Raw genomic sequence first — 17,200 nt, 5'->3', positions numbered from 1 at the left:
GCATGTCGGTTGCAGGATCTCCGCCGCCACGTATGGCAACAGGCTTCGGGTGTCAGGCGAGCGGAATGTCCACCCAGCGCTTCAATCGAGACGATTCCATGCAGGCATCGACGATCTGGCAGATGTGGTGTCCCGTTTCGAAGGTCGGCCACATCTGCGTGCCAGTCGTTATGGAACGGATAACTTCGGCAACTTCGATAATCTTGCTCTCGTTGTAGCCAAGCCCGAAGTTTGGCAGAGGGAGGAAAGCTTTAAAGTTCGCGCTCTCTGGGCCGACGTCTATTTCACGGAAACCACTGCGTCCGATGCGATCGTCGTTGGAATAGAACCGCAGGCGGTTTATCTCGTCGTAGGTATAGGCGAGGCTGCCCTTCGTGCCGTAGATTTCATAGGTCTGCTTGAACTTTCTTCCGGTCGCGACCCGGCTGAAATCCACGATACCACTTGCGCCATTCGCGAAGCGGCAGAGCAGATTGGTGGCGTCGGCGTTGGTAACCTCTGCCCATTCCTCGTTCCCGGAAAGTTCGATCTGTTCACCATAGGCCAAGCCGCGGACAACCGGCCGTCGTGGTGTAACGATGATGTTGTCGGCGATCAGCGAACTGACGCGTCCAATCAGAAAATCCATGAAACTGAAAACATGGGACCCGGTGTCGCCGATGATACCCGTTGGTGCAAGGTCCCCGTCCGCGCGCCACATAAAGGGAGCAAGCGGGTCGCCATACATGTCGACGTGCTGACACGCTCGAAACATCGTGATCTCGCCGATCTCGCCACCCTCGATGATGTCCTTGGCAAGATCATGGACCGGATTTCGGGGGAAAGCGTGCCCCACCCGCGTGATCACTCCTTTTTCCCGAGCAATGTCGGCGAGTTCACGGGCTTGCGTCGCGGTGTTGGCCAAAGGCTTTTCGCAATAGACATGTTTGCCAGCCAGCAGCGCCGCCTTCCCGACCTCGTAATGAAGGTTATCGGGCAGGCAGATATCGATCAGATCGATATCCGGGTCTGAAACCGCAAGCTTCCAGTCTTGTAGAATCTTCGCACCCGGCGCCCGGTTTGTCAGGTCTTCCGCAGCGAGCGGATTGCCTTCGACGAGCGCGACGATCTTCGCAGTTCCGCCCGAAACACCAAAGAAATGAGGGAATGTCTGATAGGCCATGGTATGCACCTTGCCCATCCAGCCAGACGCTCCCAGAACCGCCACCTTGATTTCGGTCATCTAAAAACTCTCCTCCCTGCTTTCGCCGTGTCTGAAACGGCAAAAGAAAATTTCATTGCTGTATCTGCTTGTCATCCGGGTCAGTGAACGTTTGTACGCGCGCGAGGTCGCGCATCGTTGCGTTCGTACGAGAAGACTGCGGAGGGCAGAGCCGGCAGGCCTCGAACGAGGTCAGCACCTTTCTCTCCGACCATTATTGTGGGTGCATTGGTGTTGCAGGAGGGCACCCGCGGCATGATGGAGGAGTCGCATACTCTCAGCCCCTCCAGCCCGTGCACCTTGAGATCCAACCCGACGACCGCTTCCGGTCCCTTCCCCATCTTGCATGTGCCGACGGGATGGTGATCGGTCTTGGCGTTGGCACAGCCATAGTCGAACAGTTCATCGTCGGTCATGACCTTCGGACCAGGTAGCCGTTCAGCCATGACAAATGGCTTGAGAGCAGCCTGCTGCATGATCTCGCGAGCGAGTTTCAGACCCTCGATAGACATTTTTCTGTCATGTGGATCGGACCAGTAATTGGGGTCTATCAGCGGCGACGCGCTCGGATCAGAGGAGGACAGACGCACGGTGCCTCTGGACCGTGGGTGAAGATAGGCCGAATTAAGCGTGACCCCTGCGTTTTTCAGCTTCTCGACGCCAGCCTCGATCCCCGATCCAAGACCAAGATGGAATTGGATGTCGGGCGAGCGGGCATCGGGATCGGCATACCAGAAGCCCCCTGTCTCGAAGAGCGAAGACGCAACCGGACCGGACCTAAAAAGAAGATACTCCAGACCTGCCCAAGCTGTCCTGTGAAGCTTTGCCACGCCATCATAGGTGTGATCCCCCGTACATTCCGAAATTACGAACAGATCCAGATGATCTTGCATGTTTCCGCCGACACCCGGCAGATCATGCAACACCTTGACCCCGACCGAAGTAAGGTGATCCGCAGGGCCGATCCCCGACTGGAGAAGGAGTTTGGGAGACCCGATCGCCCCGGATGTCACAAGTACTTCACGCTCAGCGCGGACAACCTCCGTGCCGCTTTTTGTCGCCACCTCGACGCCTACCGCGCGGCTACCTTCGAGCACGATCCGTGAAACCCGTGCTCCTGTTCTGATAGTTAGGTTCTTTCTGCTCTTAATGGGATTGAGGTAGGCCAGAGATGCCGAAGACCTTTTCCGATCTCGCTGTGTGAGCTGATAAAAGCCCACTCCGGCTTGCTGCTTTCCATTGAAGTCGTGGTTGTAGGGTATGCCGAGCTCTTGCCCGGCACGGATATAGGCGTCGCAGATCGGAAGCGCAGATACGGGCATGGAGACGCCGAGCGGCCCACCATAGGAATGATAGTCATCAGCGAAGCGCTGATTGTCTTCTGCTCGCTTGAAATAGGGAAGAATTGAACGATAGTCCCAACCATCGCATCCGTCCTCATGGGACCAGAGGTCGTAATCCGCCGCATTTCCGCGAGTGTAGAGCTGCGCATTGATCGACGATCCACCACCGATGACCTTCGCTTGCGTATATCTGAGGACCCTGCCCTTCATGTGCTTCTGCGGTACGGTTTCCCAGCCCCAGCTTGCTACGCCCTTGGTCATCTTGGCAAAGCCAGCCGGCATCTGAAAGAGCGGGTTCCAGTCACCCCCGCCCGCTTCAAGAAGCAGCACCTTAACGGATGGATCTTCGCTTAAACGGTTGGCCAGCACGCAACCCGCAGGACCTGCCCCGGTAATGATATAGTCAAAACGCATCTTGCTGTCCTATCGAAGGCTTCTGACGGGCGCGCCGCCGGATGAATAGACCACCGCGAGCATGAGCTCACACGAGGCGAACGAAGTGGGGCGATACAAAATCACGTTCATCATGCCCGCAAATCCTCTGTCGCAATGTGATCCGCAACGCGCAGCGCCTGACTGGCAACGGTCAGCGCCGGATTGACTGCCGCAGAGGTCGGCAAGAAGCTTGCGTCCACGACGAACAGATTTTCATGGTCATAGGCCCGGCAGAACGGATCGAGTGGCGCTGCCGACGGATCATTGCCGATACGAACTGTGCCGCACTGATGGGAGGGAGTCCGCTTGTCGAAAGGTCTCGCCAGAACGATGGGAAAGCCTATCGATTTCAGCACGGCCTTCAGCTTGGCAACGAGTGCCAGATGGGCGTCCCAGTTCGAGCGCTTCCATTGCAGAACGATCCTGTCGCCATCCACCATGACACGACTTTCCGGGTTGGGAACGTCCTCGCTCATCGCGTAGAAATCGATTGCATGACCGGTGATGAAACGGAGGAGAGCCTCCGGCACGTTCGGCAGTGAACCTTTCAGGACCCGTTCGGAAATCCTTCCCAGCAATTGGATGTTTCCAAGTGGGGGACCACCGTCTCCGTCCGACAGGTAGAAGTCGTTGAATGCCAGGGTCTTCTGATAGACAGATGTGTTTCGGAACCAGGGCGAAACGCCAATCACAGCAGACGAATTGTGATTCATGAAGTTTCTGCCAACCTGGTCGGATGAATTCGCCAGTCCGTTGGGATTGCGGTCATCGGCAGATCGAAGAAGAAGTACGGCCGATTGCACGGCGCCCGCAGACAGGATCACAAGTTTCGGCGAGACGGAAAACGTTTCACCTGCCCTTGTGTAGACAACGGTGGCAATCCTGCCGTTTGATCCAGCCTCAAGTTTTGTTACCCTTGAACCTGTCTGAAGGCGGACGTTCGGGTGCCCGAGCGCGACGGAGAGCGCGGCTGTCTCGGCGTCCATCTTGCCGTCGTTGGAGTTGGGGTGCGCATCCCAAGGCGTCTTGGCCTTCGAAAGCCATTTTTCGATATCGATGCCAAGAGGAAGTGAGAACGGGTGAAGGCCCTTCTTCTTGAGCCGCTCACGCACGTCAGCGATGGAGTGCTCTTCTGGCACAGGCGGGAAATCATATCCCGTGGAGTGGTGAGGCTCCGTCGGGTCTTCACCGACCTGGCCCCTGACTCGGTAGAGCTTTTCCGCTCTTCCATACCACGGCTCCAGCACCTCGTATGGAAATGGCCAGGCAGGAGAAACACCCTCCTGATGTTTCATCTCCTCGAAATCCTCGCGACGGTACCGGGAAAGTACCGCTCCGTAGAACTTCGAGTTCCCGCCGACATTGTAGTAATTGCCCGGATTGAACGCAGTTCCATCGGCCTCATACCAGAGCTCTTTCGGTCGGAAGTGACCACGTTGGAAAATCGCCCGCTGGTCGCGGTTCTCCGGGCGATCTTCGATGTGGCCGCCTGCTTCCAGTATGAGAATATCCGCGCCCGTCGCGGCAAGGCTCGAGGCGACTGTCGATCCGCCTACGCCTGACCCGATGATGACGATGTCCGGTGATTTGGTCATGTCGGTTGCTCGTCTTTCACGCAATTCGGGCTTGGCTTGTCGGGTCGAAGAAGACCACTTTGTCGAGGTTGAAAGCCAGTCGTGCGTTCTGACCTGGCTGTATGCGCGCGTCGGCCCGCAACCGGGCAACGACCTCCTTGCCGCCAAGCTGGGTAACAGCGAAGGTGTCGGAGCCCGCAGGCTCAACCACTTCGATCAGGCAATCGTCTTCGGCCAGATTTCGGGCATTGCGATCAGCACCATCCGGATCGGTCAGGGCTTCGGGACGAATACCAAAGACGACCTTTCGTCCCGCGTGGGCCTGAAGTGACGCCATGGCTGGCGAAACCGGAAGCTTCATCGGTTGCTGGTTGGGACGATCGAGCGATACCACAAGTCCAGAGGTGCCGTTTTCGATTGTGGCTGACAGAAGGTTCATGGCGGGGGAGCCCATGAAGTCTGCAACAAACATGTTGGCGGGGTTGTTATAGATTTCTGCTGGCGTGCCGAACTGCTGGACCTCTCCGTCCCTCATCACCGCGATTTTGGTCGCAAGTGTCATCGCCTCGATCTGATCGTGCGTCACGTAGACGATTGTCTTTCCCGTTGCCTGATGCAGCCTCTTGATTTCGATACGCATATCGACGCGCAGCTTGGCGTCGAGATTGGACAGCGGCTCATCGAACAGGAAAAGCTTCGGGTCGCGGACAAGGGCACGACCCATGGCAACACGCTGCCGCTGACCACCCGAAAGTTGGCTCGGCTTGCGGTCAAGAAGGTGCGTGATCTGCAAAACCTTGGCGACCTTGTCGATGGCAGCCTTGCGCTCGGCAGCCGGTACACCCCTCATTTCCATGCCGAACGAGATATTGCCGGCGACCGTCATATTCGGGTAGAGCGCGTAGCTCTGGAACACCATGGCGATATCGCGCTTGGACGGATGCAGGTCGGAAATGCTGCTGCCGTCCACCCGAATGTCTCCCTCCGTGATGGCTTCGAGACCAGCTATGGTGTTCAACAGGGTCGACTTGCCACAGCCGGATGGACCGACCAGGACGAGGAAGCCCCCCTTTTCGAGCTCGATGTCGATACCCTTGAGGATTTCCAGTGCGCCGAAGCGCTTCTTCAGTCCGGATATTTCAAGAAAGGCCATGGTCTTATCCTTTGACAGCTCCCGCCATCAGACCACGCACGAAGTAGCGGCCGGCGAGAACGTAAACGAGGAGCGTAGGGAGGGCGGCGATCATGGCTGCGGCCATGTTGACGTTGTATTCGACGACGCCGGTGGACGTGTTGACGACGTTGTTGAGCGCCACAGTCATCGGCATCGAGTCGCCCGATCCGGCGTATGCGGAAGCAAACAGAAAGTCGTTCCAGATATTGGTAAATTGGTAGATGACCGCGACCACGATAATCGGCAGCGAGTTCGGCAACATGATCCGATAGAAAATCTGGAAGAAGCCCGCACCGTCCACCTGCGCCGCCTTGACAAGTTCCGTTGGAAACGCCTCGTAGTAGTTGCGGAAGAACAGCGTCGTGAATCCGAGACCGTAGATGACGTGGACGAGGACCAGATTGACCGTCGGATCGCCGAAGCCGAGCGAGACGCCGATTTCATTGCGAAGCGTGTTGCCAAATCTGCCGAGCGTGCCGAGAACGGTCGCCATTGGCAGCAGAACCGATTGGAACGGGATGAAGCAGGCAAACAGCATCAGGCCGAAGACGAATGTGTGCCCCGGAAACCGCCACTTCGTCAGCACATACCCATTGAGTGAGCCGAGGATGGTCGAAATGGCGACTGCCGGAACGACCATTTTGATCGAATTCCAGAAATATCCCTTTATGCCATTACAGGTCAGTCCGACGCATGTTTCTCCCCAGGCCTTGATCCATGGCTGAAAGGTCGGCGATTGCGGCACGGACAGCATGTTGCCGCCCTGGATTTCATCCATCGTCTTGAACGACGTCACGAGCATGACGAAGAGCGGCATCAGATAGATGATCGCGAAGAAGATCAGGAGACCATAGATGAAGAAACGATGGATATGTCTGGTGCGGGCGCTTCTCGGCGCGGCAGGATAGGTGGACGATGCGATACTCATCGGGCCTTCTCCTTCAGCTCGGAATAGAGATAGGGAACGATGATGGCTGAGATGGTCATCAGCATGATTACCGCGCTGGCCGAACCAACAGCCATTTCGTTGCGCTTGAATGTATATTCGTACATGAAATTGGACGGCAGCCACGCAGAGCCGCCCGGACCGCCGGATGTCAGCGCCACGACAAGGTCATAAGACTTGATCGCCAGATGGGCCAGCACGATGAAAGCCGACAGGAAAACGGGCCGAAGCTGCGGAATGATGATGCGTCGGTAGAGCTGAAAAGTGGAGGCGCCATCGATCTGGGCGGCTTTCATCATCTCGCTGTCGATACCGCGAAGGCCCGCAAGGAACATCGCCATGACAAAGCCCGACGCCTGCCAGACGCCTGCGATAACGACGGTGTAGATCACGAAGTCCTTGTTCTTGATCCAGTCAAAATGAAAGCTCGTCCAGCCGAAATTGTGCAGGGTCTGCTCAAGGCCAAGGCCCGGATCAAGGAACCACTTCCAGGCAACGCCGGTGACGATGAACGAGAGTGCCATCGGGTAGAGGAAGATCGGGCGAAGCATTCCCTCTCCTCGGATCTTCTGATCGAGCAGGATAGCAAGAAAGAGACCAAGCGCGAGGCAGATACCGATATACAGAACTGCAAAGATTCCCATATTCGTGATCGAGGTATACCAGCTCGATGGGGGATCGCTTTCGAAGGTCCATGTCCATAAGCGCTGGTAGGCGCGTCCGCCTGTGATGGCGTAGTTGGGAAAGGTCTTGGAGTTCGTGAACGAAAGATAGACCGTCCAGAGGATAAACCCATAGACGAAGACGATCGTGATCAGGAAGCTGGGTGCAAGAACGATCTTGGGCAGGGCGTCCTGCAAACGCTCTCGCATTGTGTAGGTCGATGCGCGGCGCTTCGTCAGAACGGGTTCGGGTGTTGCAACGGTGCTCATAGAGATTTCCCCCTCCCAGGAATACGGGTTTTGAAAGCCTCCCCCGCCTGTTGCCGGGGGAGGCTAACGTCCGATTACCGTGCGTCGTCGATGGCCTTGACCAGTTCGGTAACAGCCTGATCCGATGTCTTGATCTGACCGTGAACGAACTTGGTGACGACGTCCTTGTAGGCGTTGGCAATGGCGGGTGCCGCGCCGTAGCCTTGAGCAAACGAGCCGAACAGCTTGCCGCTGTCATTGGCTGCCTTCAGGTCGGCGATGCCCTTCTTGCCGCAGGCGTCGAAGTCCGTATCGGGAACGTCCGTACGGGCTGGAACGGAACCCTTCACGACGTTGAAGGCGGACTGGAAGCTCTTGGAGAGTGTCGCCGTTGCCAGCGCAATCTGGGCAGCCTTCTGATTATCGGGCACGTTGAACATGCCGAACATGTCGGAGTTGTAGATTACGCTGCCTTCGGTGCCTGGGAAGCGATAGCAGAGGAAGTCATTGTTCGGGGTTTTCTTCGCTGCCACGAATTCGCCCTTTGCCCAGTCACCCATGACCTGCACAAGTGCGTCGCCCTTGATGACCATTGCCGTCGCCAGATTCCAGTCGCGACCCGAATAGTTGGGATCGACGTAGGTAATCATCTTGGCAAGGTTATCGAACGACTTTTTCATCGTATCGGACTTCAGAGAAGCCTCGTCGAGGTCGTTGAATGCCTTCTTGTAGAAGTCTGGGCCACCTGTCGATGCGACGATGGAGTCGAACATGGTGGCTTCCTGCCAGCTCTGTCCACCCAGCGCGAGCGGTGTGACACCCGCTGCCTTGGCCTTGTCCAGGAGTGCTATGAGATCGTCGAACGTCTTCGGCTGCGTCCCGCCGATCTTGTCCATCACCGCCTTGTTGATCCACAGCCAGTTGACCGAGTGGACGTTTACAGGAACGGCGACCCACTTGCCGTCATAGACCGAAAACTTCTGCAGAGCAGCCGGAACAGCCTTGTCCCATCCTTCTTTCTTGGCCGTTTCGGTCAGGTCCCCCATCACTCCGGCCTGCGCATAGTCGAGCACGGTGTAACCCAGCATCTGGGAGGCCGTCGGGTAGTTTCCTGCAGCAACCATGGCTTTCAAAGCCGTCATGGCGGCGTCACCACCACCACCAGCGACTGGCACGTCTTTCCAGGAATAGCCGTCTTTAGAAAGGTCGCCCTTCAGCACCTGAAGCGCTGCCGCCTCGCCGCCCGATGTCCACCAGTGGAGCATCTGGACTTCCTTCACATCAGCGGCGCGGGCCAAACCGCCAACAGCTCCCACCATCAGTGCCGCAATCGCGGTCATCGTCATGAACTTGCGCATATATTCCTCCCAGTTTGCAAGTTGGCACGGAACCATTCCCGTGCCGATCACCCACCCTCCTCGGGCGTAGTTCTGTCAGTCGGCTAAGCCAGCTTCTCGCTTTGCGGCATCCACCAGCTCGTGCGTGCGCCGATATGCATGTTGAGTGTCTTGGTCTCGGTGTAGTCCTCGACGGCGTGACGTCCGAGTTCACGACCAAGCCCGGACTGCTTGTAGCCGCCGAACGGCAGTTCAGACGCACCATCCATGAAGGTGTTCATCCAGACTGTCCCTGCCCGCACCCGTCGGCCAATCGTCAGGCATGTGTCGAAGTCCTTGCTCCAGACGCCCGCTGACAGGCCGTAGTCGATGGAATTGGCGATCTCGATGGCTTCCTGCGTCGTCTCGAACGTCAGCACCGAGAGGACCGGGCCGAACACTTCTTCACGGGCAACGGCCATCTCTGGTGTGACCCCGGAAAGGATCGTCGGAGACATGTACTGCCCCATCCCCAGATCGAGCCTCTCGCCGCCGAAGGCAACGTTTGCGCCGCTATCCTTCGCGCCTGAAACATATTTGTTGATCTTGTCCAGGTGCTGCGGGGTGATGATCGCGCCGACCTGCGTCGTCGGATCGAGCGGATCACCAACCCTTACCGATTTTGCGAGGTCTCCGACACGCTTGACCACCTCGTCGGCGATGCTTCTGTGCAGAATAAGACGAGAGCCCGCGTTACAGCACTCGCCGGCATTGAAGTAGGCACCGAACACGGCAGCGTCGATGAACGCGTCGATGTCGGCATCGGGGAACACGATCTGAGGGTTCTTACCGCCAAGTTCGAGCGAAACCTTTTTCAAGGTCTGGGCGGCGCTTGACATCGTTAGCCTGCCCACCCCGGTTGACCCCGTAAACGACACCATGTCGACATCGCGGTGTGCAGTCAGAACCGCCCCGACCTCCGGTCCCGTACCGGTGACAATGTTGACCACTCCGTCAGAAACGCCTGCTTCCTGGAGAATTTCACCCAGCACCAGCGTCGAACCGGAGGTCAACTCGGACGGCTTTACGACAGCCGTGCATCCGGCAGCCAATGCGAAAGGCAGCTTCTGTCCAACGATGAGAAACGGGAAATTCCAGGGAGTGATGATAGAAACGACGCCGATCGCCTCGCGTAGGACGACACCGAGCGTGCCATCACCCAATGTGTTGTAGCTTTCGCCATGCAGGTCCCGCGCCAGGGCCGCGGCGTAACGCCAGATATCCACAGAACCTGCGATCTCACCACGTACCTGGGAGATGGGTTTTCCCGCTTCAATGGCGTCAAGGTAGGCGAGTTCTTCTGAACGCGCCGCGATGAGGTCCGCCGCCTTGAGGAGGATGGCCGAGCGTTCGGATGCGGTCATGCGAGGCCATGGACCAGTGTCAAACGCTTTGCGCGCGACGGCAATCGCACTTTCTGCATCCGCCTTCGTTCCGCCCTGAAACCGACTGACCACGATACCGTGGCTGGGAGCTACCCGTTCAATAGGGGCGCCGCTGCCGGATACCCACTTGCCGTCAACGAGCATCTTGAACTCACGGACCTCCTGGTTGCTCATCGTTTTCGGATTGATCAGGACAGTCATCACCATTCTCCCTTGAAACTTGCCTGGCGTTTCTCGCTGAACGCAGCGACGCCTTCCTTGAGGTCTGCCGTCTTCGCGATCAGGATCGACCCCAACGCTTCGACGGCAGTTCCATTGTCTTCGCCGCTTGCGGACGCGATCATGAGCTTGGTGACTTCGAGAGCGGCAGGTCCGCGCATCACGAGACGTTGCGCATATTCTGTTGCAGTCAAAACGGAACTGCCCGTCGGCACGATAAGATCAACCATACCAAGCGATTGGGCCTGCTCTGCGGTGAAGATTTCCCCACCCAGCGCCATGCGCCGCACAACCTGCGCGCCGAAGCGTTTGACCAGCCGTTGCGTGCCCGACCATCCTGGCACCATCCCGAGCCCCGTTTCCGGCAGTCCAATCCTGATGTGCTCTTCGGCAATCCGTATGTCTGCCAGACCTGCCAGTTCCAGGCCGCCTCCCAACGCATGACCATTGATCGCTGCGATCAGTGGCACCCGTAGCGTCGCCACTCGTTCGAAGACCCTGTGTCCGAAGCGGACCCAGGCATGACCGAATTCCTGCGCGGTCATCTCGCTCCAGGCTTTGATATCACCGCCCGCCGAAAATCCCTTGCCCTCGCCAGTCAGGATAGCGGCTCGGACAGCAGAGTTGGCTTCGATCTCGTCGACAGCTGCCGCAAGAGCCTTCAGCATATCGAGATCCAGAGCGTTCAGCTTCTCAGGCCGCGATACCGTCAAAAGCGCGATATGATCCTGGATGTCGACCTTGACTGTACCGCTAGCCATTGTAGGTGCCCTCCAGAACGCGCTTGGGCTTCATCGGGAGCGTGAGCCCAATGTCGTTTTCCCCGAAGAGACTGGCTTCCATCACCTTGAGATCACTGGCGACACTCAAAGGAAATTCGGATTGATCCAGAATATCGGTTTGAAGATCGATGCCTGGAGCGATTTCGGTCAGCAGCAGCCCCTGCGCAGTCAGCTTCATAACGCAACGCTCGGTGACGTAGGTTACATCCTGCCCCTGCTCCACCGCCCTCTTTCCAGAGAAGGTGACGTGTTCGACTTCATTCACGAGCTTTTTGAGCTTACCTTCCTTGTCGATGACAAGCTTGCCGTCTGCGATCGACAGTTTGGCTCCGGCGTTGAACATGCCGGAAAAAACGATCTTCTTCGCACGAGAGGTGATATCGACGAACCCCCCAGCTCCAGCCGTTACGTGGGGGCGGAAGGTCAGGCGTGAGACGTTCACCGATCCATCCTTGCCGATTTCGAGAAAGGAAAGGAGTGAGGCGTCGAACCCCCCACCCTGAAAATACGTGAATTGGTAGGGCGATGGCATGTAGGCATCTGCATTCGAGGCACATCCGAATGCAAAATCAAGCAGCGGAACTCCACCGACTGCTCCCTGCTCGATGACCCAGGTTATACTGCCGTGCAAACCTTCTTCGAGAAGAATGCGCGGCACGTTCGCGGAAATCCCAAAACCCAGATTGACGCAGCTTCCTGCCTCCAGTTCCTGCGCAACGCGGCGAGCGATCACTTTCTGGATGTTGAATTCTGGCAACCGGAACGTATCGAGAGGGTGAAACACCTCACCCGATATTGCCGGATCATAGAGAGTCTGGGTCGTCTGCTTCTGATCTGGATCGACCACGATGTAATCGACGAGCATGCCAGGCACCCGGACATCATGGGGCTTGAGCGTTCCCTCTTTCGTAATCCGCTTCACTTGCGCGATCACGATGCCATCGTTGTTACGGGCGGCGAGAGCCTGGTCGAGGCCACCGAGATAAGCACCTTCATGCTCGTATGTCAGGTTGCCGCGCTCGTCTGCGGTCGTTGCACGGATGATCGTGACCTGTGGGATGATGGATGGGAAATACAGCCATTCATCTCCTTCGAAGGTCACACGCTTTACAACAGGATCTTCGGAAGCGCGTGCGTTCATCGCACAGCCCTGACGCTGTGGATCGACAAAGGTTTCCATACCGACCTTCGTCAAAACACCGGCGCGCTTGGAGGCAGCTTCACGGTGCATGTCGAACATGATCCCCGAGGGGATATTATAGGCCGGGATCTCATTGTTGGTGATCATCTGCCAGATCAGTGGCGGTTCCGACGTCGATGGCCCGGAGGGATACGAGCCACCAATGATCCGCTTCAGCAGGCCTTGCTTGGCGATGTGATCGACACCCTTGATACCGCTCATGTCGCCAGCCGCGATCGGATGCAGCGTTGTTATGTTCTTGGGGTGCCCTGTCGCGTCGAAGCGCTCACCAATGGCTTTAAGCATGAGATCGGGGCAGCCGAGACCGCTGGATGACGAGACAGAGACGGTGGCTCCGTCCGGAATCAAGGCGGCTGCTTCAGCCAGGGTGATGTGCTTGCTCATTTCGGTCAAAGTCCTGTTTCGATTTTTACGGCTGTGCCGTCGCGAGCTGACTGCGCTACGGCGAGAGCGGTTGCCAGAGACCACAATCCGTCTTCACCAGAAGCCAAAGGCAATTCGCCACCTGCGATCGCACGATGAAACGCACCTACGGTTGCCGCATAGAGATTTCGATCGTCGGTTGGGAGTTGCTGCTCACCCCGCTCATCTCGCAGCAGAACCTTGCCAATCGGGCGCTGTGCCATGACGTCGGTGCCAATCAGCGAGCCGCTGGTTCCGTGGATCTCAAGCCCGCTCTGTGCATACTTTGTGGTGAAGCCGTCATGAAACTGCGCGATCATGCCGTTCTGGAAATTGATGACGCCCATGACAGCGTCCTCCATGTCTTCACTCGTCATGCCGGAAAACTGAGAGACCGCTATGACCTCAACAGGGTCACAGCCGAGAACGAACCGCAGTGTATCGACGTCATGGACCGTCAGATCGAGGATCGCACCGCCGCCTGCAGAGGGTTTGTCCAGTCGCCATCCCTGAAGATGAATCGGGAGATACCCGGCATGGAAAACGCGTGCAGACAGCGGCTTGCCAATCCTTCCGTCTCGAACTGCATCGCGCATGGCTATGTGGACAGAGGCGCCGCGCAGATGGTGATTGGTGGCGAGCACCACCCTGTTTTCGTGGGCGGCACTGATCATCGCATGCGCGTCGGCAAGCGTCAGGGTCAGCGGCTTTTCACACAGGATATGCTTCCCGGCATTCGCTGCCGCTATCGCCTGTTCGCAATGGAGCTCGTTCGTGGTGGAGATATAGACGGCATCGACCCCATCGTCGGACAACAGGTCGGCAATACTGGTATAGTATCTTCCAATGGAATTTTCCGATGCGTAAGCGCTGGCACGGTCCGCACTTGAACTCATGACCGCCGCCACACAGCCGCCGGACGCGCGTATGGCATCGATGACCCATTCGCGCCCGATTGTACTCGCTCCAACAAGACCCCAACGAACCGTCATGCCCGCGCCCTCGCAACTGAAGCCTTGGACGCTCCGCAGCTATCTCTCACGATCAGACGGACCGACGACACGATGGACTCGGCTTCCGCCTTACCGGAATTGATCTGCTTGAGAAGGAGCTGCGCAGCACGCTGGCCCATACCCTGGGGATCGACAGCAATCGTGGTCAGCCCAGGAACTGCCGCTTTCGCTTCAATAACGTCGTCGAAACCCACCACGCCAAAATCCTGTCCGGGTTCAAGGCGCAAGGTCCGAAGGCCGTCGCAGACGCCGAATGCAGTAGCGTCGTTGAAGCACACTGCCGCAGTAGGCTTGTCGGTCGCCAGCATGGCGCGCCCGATCGCCTCCGCTCCGCCTGCGCGAGATGGTGGCGCGGAGAAAATCAAATTCTCGTCAAATCCAAGCCCTGCGCTCTCCATTGCATTGCGATACCCAACAAGTCGCTCGTCAAACACTGCCGTATCCGGGAAGCCGCCCACGAAAGCGATGCGCAGATGTCCCAGCGACGCAAGATGAGCTACCGAAGCATGAATCCCCGCTTCATTATCGGATACGAGCGACGACACCTTTGCTCCGGGCACGTTGCGCACGACCATGACGACGGGAATTCCGGCCTGAACGAGTGGTTTGAAATCAATCGCCTTCGTGGAGCGCGCAGGAGAGATGATAAGCCCTGAAACACCATGCTCACGCATGGAGGCGATGACCTCGCGCTGCCTCTCAGGACTTTCACCCGTGTTTGACAGGAACTGTACGAAACCTGCCGACTGCACGACGGTATCGATTCCCACAGCCAATTCGGCAAAGAACCCGTTAGTAAGATCGTTGACAACGACGCCGATGATCTTCGAATTTGAACCGGATTGGCGAAGGTTCGCAGCGCCGCGATTATAGACGTAACCGAGCTCCCGCATGACCGCATTCACCTTGGAGCGGGTCTGCTCATTGACCAATGTCGAGTTTTGCAGAACGAGCGACACCGTTGATTTGGAGACGCCTGCGGCCTTCGCAATATCGATGACGGTCACTCGCCCCTTGGTCATAAATCAAGCCTTCCCACCAAATTCACGTTAAATTAATTGGAACGTTCCAATAAAGTCAAGAGACGGAAATCTCAACGACAAAAAATCCTAAATATCGCGACTCTGGTTTATAATATTGATTTACAATAATATTTTTTATTTATGATGCGTCGCACAAAGTTTTTCCTTCGCTATTGCAGCGCATCATCGTTCAATTTTTGGAACGCTCCAAAAATTCTAACGACCATATCGTCACCGATATGATCACTAGCGCAGTGCGGCCAAGCAAGGCATCGGATTGGCTGAGGACAACGCCGCTCTGTTAATCATCGCACTTACTGGTTCAGGAGAGACCATATTTTGGCTCACCGCACGGCGCATGCCATCCTCTATGAAATGACAGACCGCCTCAGATTAAGAGCTTTAGAAATCCCGTTACTGCCAACGCCACGAAAACGTCAAAGTTCATTCAGGCATGGTTCACGGTGCAGGTCGCTAAATCACATCACCCTCAACGGAGTGATGAGAGATGCGCAAGGTAATTTTCAGCGCGGGAATAATTCTAGGTAGTCTGCTTGCCAACGTCGCCAACGCGATGCCGTCAGTTCATCCATCGGGTCCCTTGGCCTCAGACGTTCAGAAGGTCGACTACGCTTGCGGACGCGGCTTCCACCTTTCCCCACGTGGCTATTGCCGACCAAACGGCCCTCCACGCGAGTATCGCGATCGGTGGGATCGACGTGACCGCTGGGAAGCCAGACGAGAATGGCGCGAGAGACGCGAATGGCGAGAACGCCGCGATTACTATGACCAACGGGAATGGCGTGGGCGACATGAGTATCGCGACTACAGATGGTAATGCCCGGATCCTCTCGCGAATATAAACACATCCCGTGAGAGCGTCAGAAGAGCCGTTCGTCAGGGGTCAGTTAAAGCTTTTCCTAATTAAGGAACCAGAGCCCTGTGATGCCGTTACGTGATCATCCAACAAGGAGGAAAACCAATGGATCATACAAACCACGTTCGCCTATCGACGACAGAGCTGACCCCAGAAATTCTGGAAGGTGCAACCGTATACGGCGCAGATGACCATAAGGTTGGAAAGGTCGATCACGTGCATGGCGGAACAGGTGGCCAAGTCATCATCGATGTTGGCGGCTTTCTCGGAATCGGCGCCAAGCCGGTAGCCGTCGCGCTGAGCGATCTTGATTTCATGCGCGACGAGGATGGCGATGTTCATGCTGTGACGTCGTGGACGAAAGACCAATTGAAAGAGATGCCAGAACATCACCACTGATGTTGTCGGGGTCCGGTCTCAATCGGACCCCGTACCTGCCGCCTTTACCGTTGCCAGAACGAACCAATCAAGAAATAGCGACCCGACCTCCCGATTATGCGTTATTTGAAACCGTCGCGGAGGAAGATGACGGCATCCTTTGCCTCCTCCGACGATATAGTGTGGCCGACCCCAGGATAGATTTTAGACGTCACCGTGAAGCCTGCCGATCGCAGTTGGCCAGACGCGACAGTTGTCGCCGCCGGTGGGATTGTCTTATCCTCTGCACCATGCATCATCAGAATATCTGTTCGTGTCGAAGATGACGTCGGCGGCAGAGGCAACAGCCCTGCAAAAGTGACGAGAGCGCCTACCTTCCAACGACCCGATGCAACTCCATCCAGCGCCATAATGGCGCCTTGCGAGACCCCGACAAACGCCACTCGGTCCAGCGCGCCTTCGAACCCCTCACGTTTGACGATTTCAGAGACCACCCTGTCGAACGCTCGACGCGCGGCGTCTATCCGCTCGGGGCGCATGATCTGGTCATCGACTGCAAACCATTGACGACCACCTGACTTGTGCGCGAACGGCGCGTCCGGCGCAACGAACACTGTGTCCGGCAGCGTAGCCTGCCAAGAGTTCCCGAGCGCTTCCATCACCGCCCCTCTTCCCCGGATGCCGTGGAACAGGATCACCAGATGATCCGCACGCGTTCCTACTCGAGAAGCGGTCGATTTGGAGGCGCTCTCTGCCTGTACCATCTTCAAGGGTTTAGCAGCAGGGTCGACCTTAGGCGACACCATTTGGGGTCCTGTTTCCGCAGCCATCACAGCACCTGGACTTGCGGCGACATAGATTGCGCCAATAAATATGACGATTAGGGAGAAGATGGCGGCGAGATTGGAGGGCGTCATGGGACTTTCCTGTTGCATCCCCTCAACTTTCACCCGGAACGTTC

At 57.0% G+C, this 17,200-nt stretch carries 15 protein-coding genes; 2 read left to right on the top strand and 13 right to left on the bottom strand.

Features of this window, described 5'->3' with window-relative positions:
• Nucleotides 1-52 precede the first annotated feature (52 nt).
• From QRN55_RS20590 to QRN55_RS20535, 12 genes are all read right to left on the bottom strand, one after another.
• Nucleotides 53-1,222 (bottom strand): Gfo/Idh/MocA family protein, encoded by a 1,170-nt coding sequence (locus QRN55_RS20590; protein WP_284778111.1) that lies wholly within the window; start codon nt 1,220-1,222, stop codon nt 53-55.
• An 80-nt stretch (nt 1,223-1,302) separates the two neighbouring features.
• A complete protein-coding gene (locus QRN55_RS20585) occupies nt 1,303-2,958 on the bottom strand; it encodes a GMC family oxidoreductase (RefSeq protein ID WP_112499782.1) in 1,656 nt (551 codons plus the stop codon).
• A 110-nt stretch (nt 2,959-3,068) separates the two neighbouring features.
• Entirely contained in the window at nt 3,069-4,574 is a 1,506-nt protein-coding gene (locus QRN55_RS20580; RefSeq protein WP_284778110.1) for a GMC oxidoreductase, read from the bottom strand.
• Nucleotides 4,575-4,590: 16 nt separating this feature from the next.
• Nucleotides 4,591-5,706, bottom strand: a complete 1,116-nt coding sequence (locus QRN55_RS20575; protein ID WP_284778109.1) for an ABC transporter ATP-binding protein — start codon at nt 5,704-5,706, stop codon at nt 4,591-4,593.
• A gap of 4 nt (nt 5,707-5,710) precedes the next feature.
• A complete protein-coding gene (locus QRN55_RS20570; protein ID WP_284778108.1) occupies nt 5,711-6,655 on the bottom strand; it encodes a carbohydrate ABC transporter permease in 945 nt (314 codons plus the stop codon).
• Nucleotides 6,652-7,605 (bottom strand): carbohydrate ABC transporter permease, encoded by a 954-nt coding sequence (locus tag QRN55_RS20565; protein ID WP_284778107.1) that lies wholly within the window; start codon nt 7,603-7,605, stop codon nt 6,652-6,654. Before QRN55_RS20565 ends, QRN55_RS20570 begins: the two co-directional genes overlap by 4 nt.
• A gap of 74 nt (nt 7,606-7,679) precedes the next feature.
• Nucleotides 7,680-8,942 carry an ABC transporter substrate-binding protein gene (locus QRN55_RS20560; RefSeq protein ID WP_284778106.1) on the bottom strand — a complete coding sequence of 421 codons (1,263 nt, stop codon included), beginning with the start codon at nt 8,940-8,942 and terminating at the stop codon, nt 7,680-7,682.
• An 83-nt stretch (nt 8,943-9,025) separates the two neighbouring features.
• The gene (locus tag QRN55_RS20555) at nt 9,026-10,546 is read right to left on the bottom strand and encodes an aldehyde dehydrogenase family protein (RefSeq protein ID WP_284778105.1); all 1,521 of its coding nucleotides are present in this window, start codon (nt 10,544-10,546) and stop codon (nt 9,026-9,028) included.
• Nucleotides 10,546-11,325, bottom strand: coding sequence for an enoyl-CoA hydratase/isomerase family protein (locus QRN55_RS20550; RefSeq protein WP_284778104.1), 780 nt, complete (start codon nt 11,323-11,325; stop codon nt 10,546-10,548). Before QRN55_RS20550 ends, QRN55_RS20555 begins: the two co-directional genes overlap by 1 nt.
• Nucleotides 11,318-12,931 carry an acyl CoA:acetate/3-ketoacid CoA transferase gene (locus QRN55_RS20545; protein WP_284778103.1) on the bottom strand — a complete coding sequence of 538 codons (1,614 nt, stop codon included), beginning with the start codon at nt 12,929-12,931 and terminating at the stop codon, nt 11,318-11,320. The genes QRN55_RS20550 and QRN55_RS20545 overlap by 8 nt, the downstream gene beginning before the upstream one ends.
• Before the next feature lie 5 nt (nt 12,932-12,936).
• On the bottom strand, nt 12,937-13,941 hold the full coding sequence (locus QRN55_RS20540) for a Gfo/Idh/MocA family protein (protein WP_284778102.1): 1,005 nt from the start codon (nt 13,939-13,941) through the stop codon (nt 12,937-12,939).
• On the bottom strand, nt 13,938-14,984 hold the full coding sequence (locus QRN55_RS20535; RefSeq protein ID WP_112499773.1) for a LacI family DNA-binding transcriptional regulator: 1,047 nt from the start codon (nt 14,982-14,984) through the stop codon (nt 13,938-13,940). The genes QRN55_RS20540 and QRN55_RS20535 overlap by 4 nt, the downstream gene beginning before the upstream one ends.
• Nucleotides 14,985-15,492: 508 nt before the next feature.
• Between QRN55_RS20535 and QRN55_RS24530 the strand changes: the two genes are divergently transcribed.
• A complete protein-coding gene (locus QRN55_RS24530) occupies nt 15,493-15,822 on the top strand; it encodes a GCG_CRPN prefix-to-repeats domain-containing protein (RefSeq protein WP_112499772.1) in 330 nt (109 codons plus the stop codon).
• A gap of 144 nt (nt 15,823-15,966) precedes the next feature.
• On the top strand, nt 15,967-16,260 hold the full coding sequence (locus QRN55_RS20530; protein ID WP_112499771.1) for a PRC-barrel domain-containing protein: 294 nt from the start codon (nt 15,967-15,969) through the stop codon (nt 16,258-16,260).
• 101 nt (nt 16,261-16,361) lie between these two features.
• Here QRN55_RS20530 and QRN55_RS20525 read toward each other — a convergent pair.
• The coding region (locus QRN55_RS20525; protein ID WP_284778101.1) for an alpha/beta hydrolase at nt 16,362-17,200 on the bottom strand (839 nt) is incomplete at its 5' end.

The organism is Agrobacterium sp. lyk4-40-TYG-31 (assembly GCF_030209855.1).
GTDB lineage: Bacteria > Pseudomonadota > Alphaproteobacteria > Rhizobiales > Rhizobiaceae > Agrobacterium > Agrobacterium vaccinii.
Note: the sequence above shows the minus strand (reverse complement) of the source record. Positions and strands in the feature narration are given on the sequence as shown.

What these genes read in the sequence shown, in the direction of transcription:
- QRN55_RS20590 (WP_284778111.1), bottom strand. Translation starts at nt 1,222, where the DNA reads ATGACCGAAATCAAGGTGGCGGTTCTGGGAGCGTCTGGCTGGATGGGC.
- QRN55_RS20585 (WP_112499782.1), bottom strand. Translation starts at nt 2,958, where the DNA reads ATGCGTTTTGACTATATCATTACCGGGGCAGGTCCTGCGGGTTGCGTG.
- QRN55_RS20580 (WP_284778110.1), bottom strand. Translation starts at nt 4,574, where the DNA reads ATGACCAAATCACCGGACATCGTCATCATCGGGTCAGGCGTAGGCGGA.
- QRN55_RS20575 (WP_284778109.1), bottom strand. Translation starts at nt 5,706, where the DNA reads ATGGCCTTTCTTGAAATATCCGGACTGAAGAAGCGCTTCGGCGCACTG.
- QRN55_RS20570 (WP_284778108.1), bottom strand. Translation starts at nt 6,655, where the DNA reads ATGAGTATCGCATCGTCCACCTATCCTGCCGCGCCGAGAAGCGCCCGC.
- QRN55_RS20565 (WP_284778107.1), bottom strand. Translation starts at nt 7,605, where the DNA reads ATGAGCACCGTTGCAACACCCGAACCCGTTCTGACGAAGCGCCGCGCA.
- QRN55_RS20560 (WP_284778106.1), bottom strand. Translation starts at nt 8,942, where the DNA reads ATGCGCAAGTTCATGACGATGACCGCGATTGCGGCACTGATGGTGGGA.
- QRN55_RS20555 (WP_284778105.1), bottom strand. Translation starts at nt 10,546, where the DNA reads ATGACTGTCCTGATCAATCCGAAAACGATGAGCAACCAGGAGGTCCGT.
- QRN55_RS20550 (WP_284778104.1), bottom strand. Translation starts at nt 11,325, where the DNA reads ATGGCTAGCGGTACAGTCAAGGTCGACATCCAGGATCATATCGCGCTT.
- QRN55_RS20545 (WP_284778103.1), bottom strand. Translation starts at nt 12,931, where the DNA reads ATGAGCAAGCACATCACCCTGGCTGAAGCAGCCGCCTTGATTCCGGAC.
- QRN55_RS20540 (WP_284778102.1), bottom strand. Translation starts at nt 13,941, where the DNA reads ATGACGGTTCGTTGGGGTCTTGTTGGAGCGAGTACAATCGGGCGCGAA.
- QRN55_RS20535 (WP_112499773.1), bottom strand. Translation starts at nt 14,984, where the DNA reads ATGACCAAGGGGCGAGTGACCGTCATCGATATTGCGAAGGCCGCAGGC.
- QRN55_RS24530 (WP_112499772.1), top strand. Translation starts at nt 15,493, where the DNA reads ATGCGCAAGGTAATTTTCAGCGCGGGAATAATTCTAGGTAGTCTGCTT.
- QRN55_RS20530 (WP_112499771.1), top strand. Translation starts at nt 15,967, where the DNA reads ATGGATCATACAAACCACGTTCGCCTATCGACGACAGAGCTGACCCCA.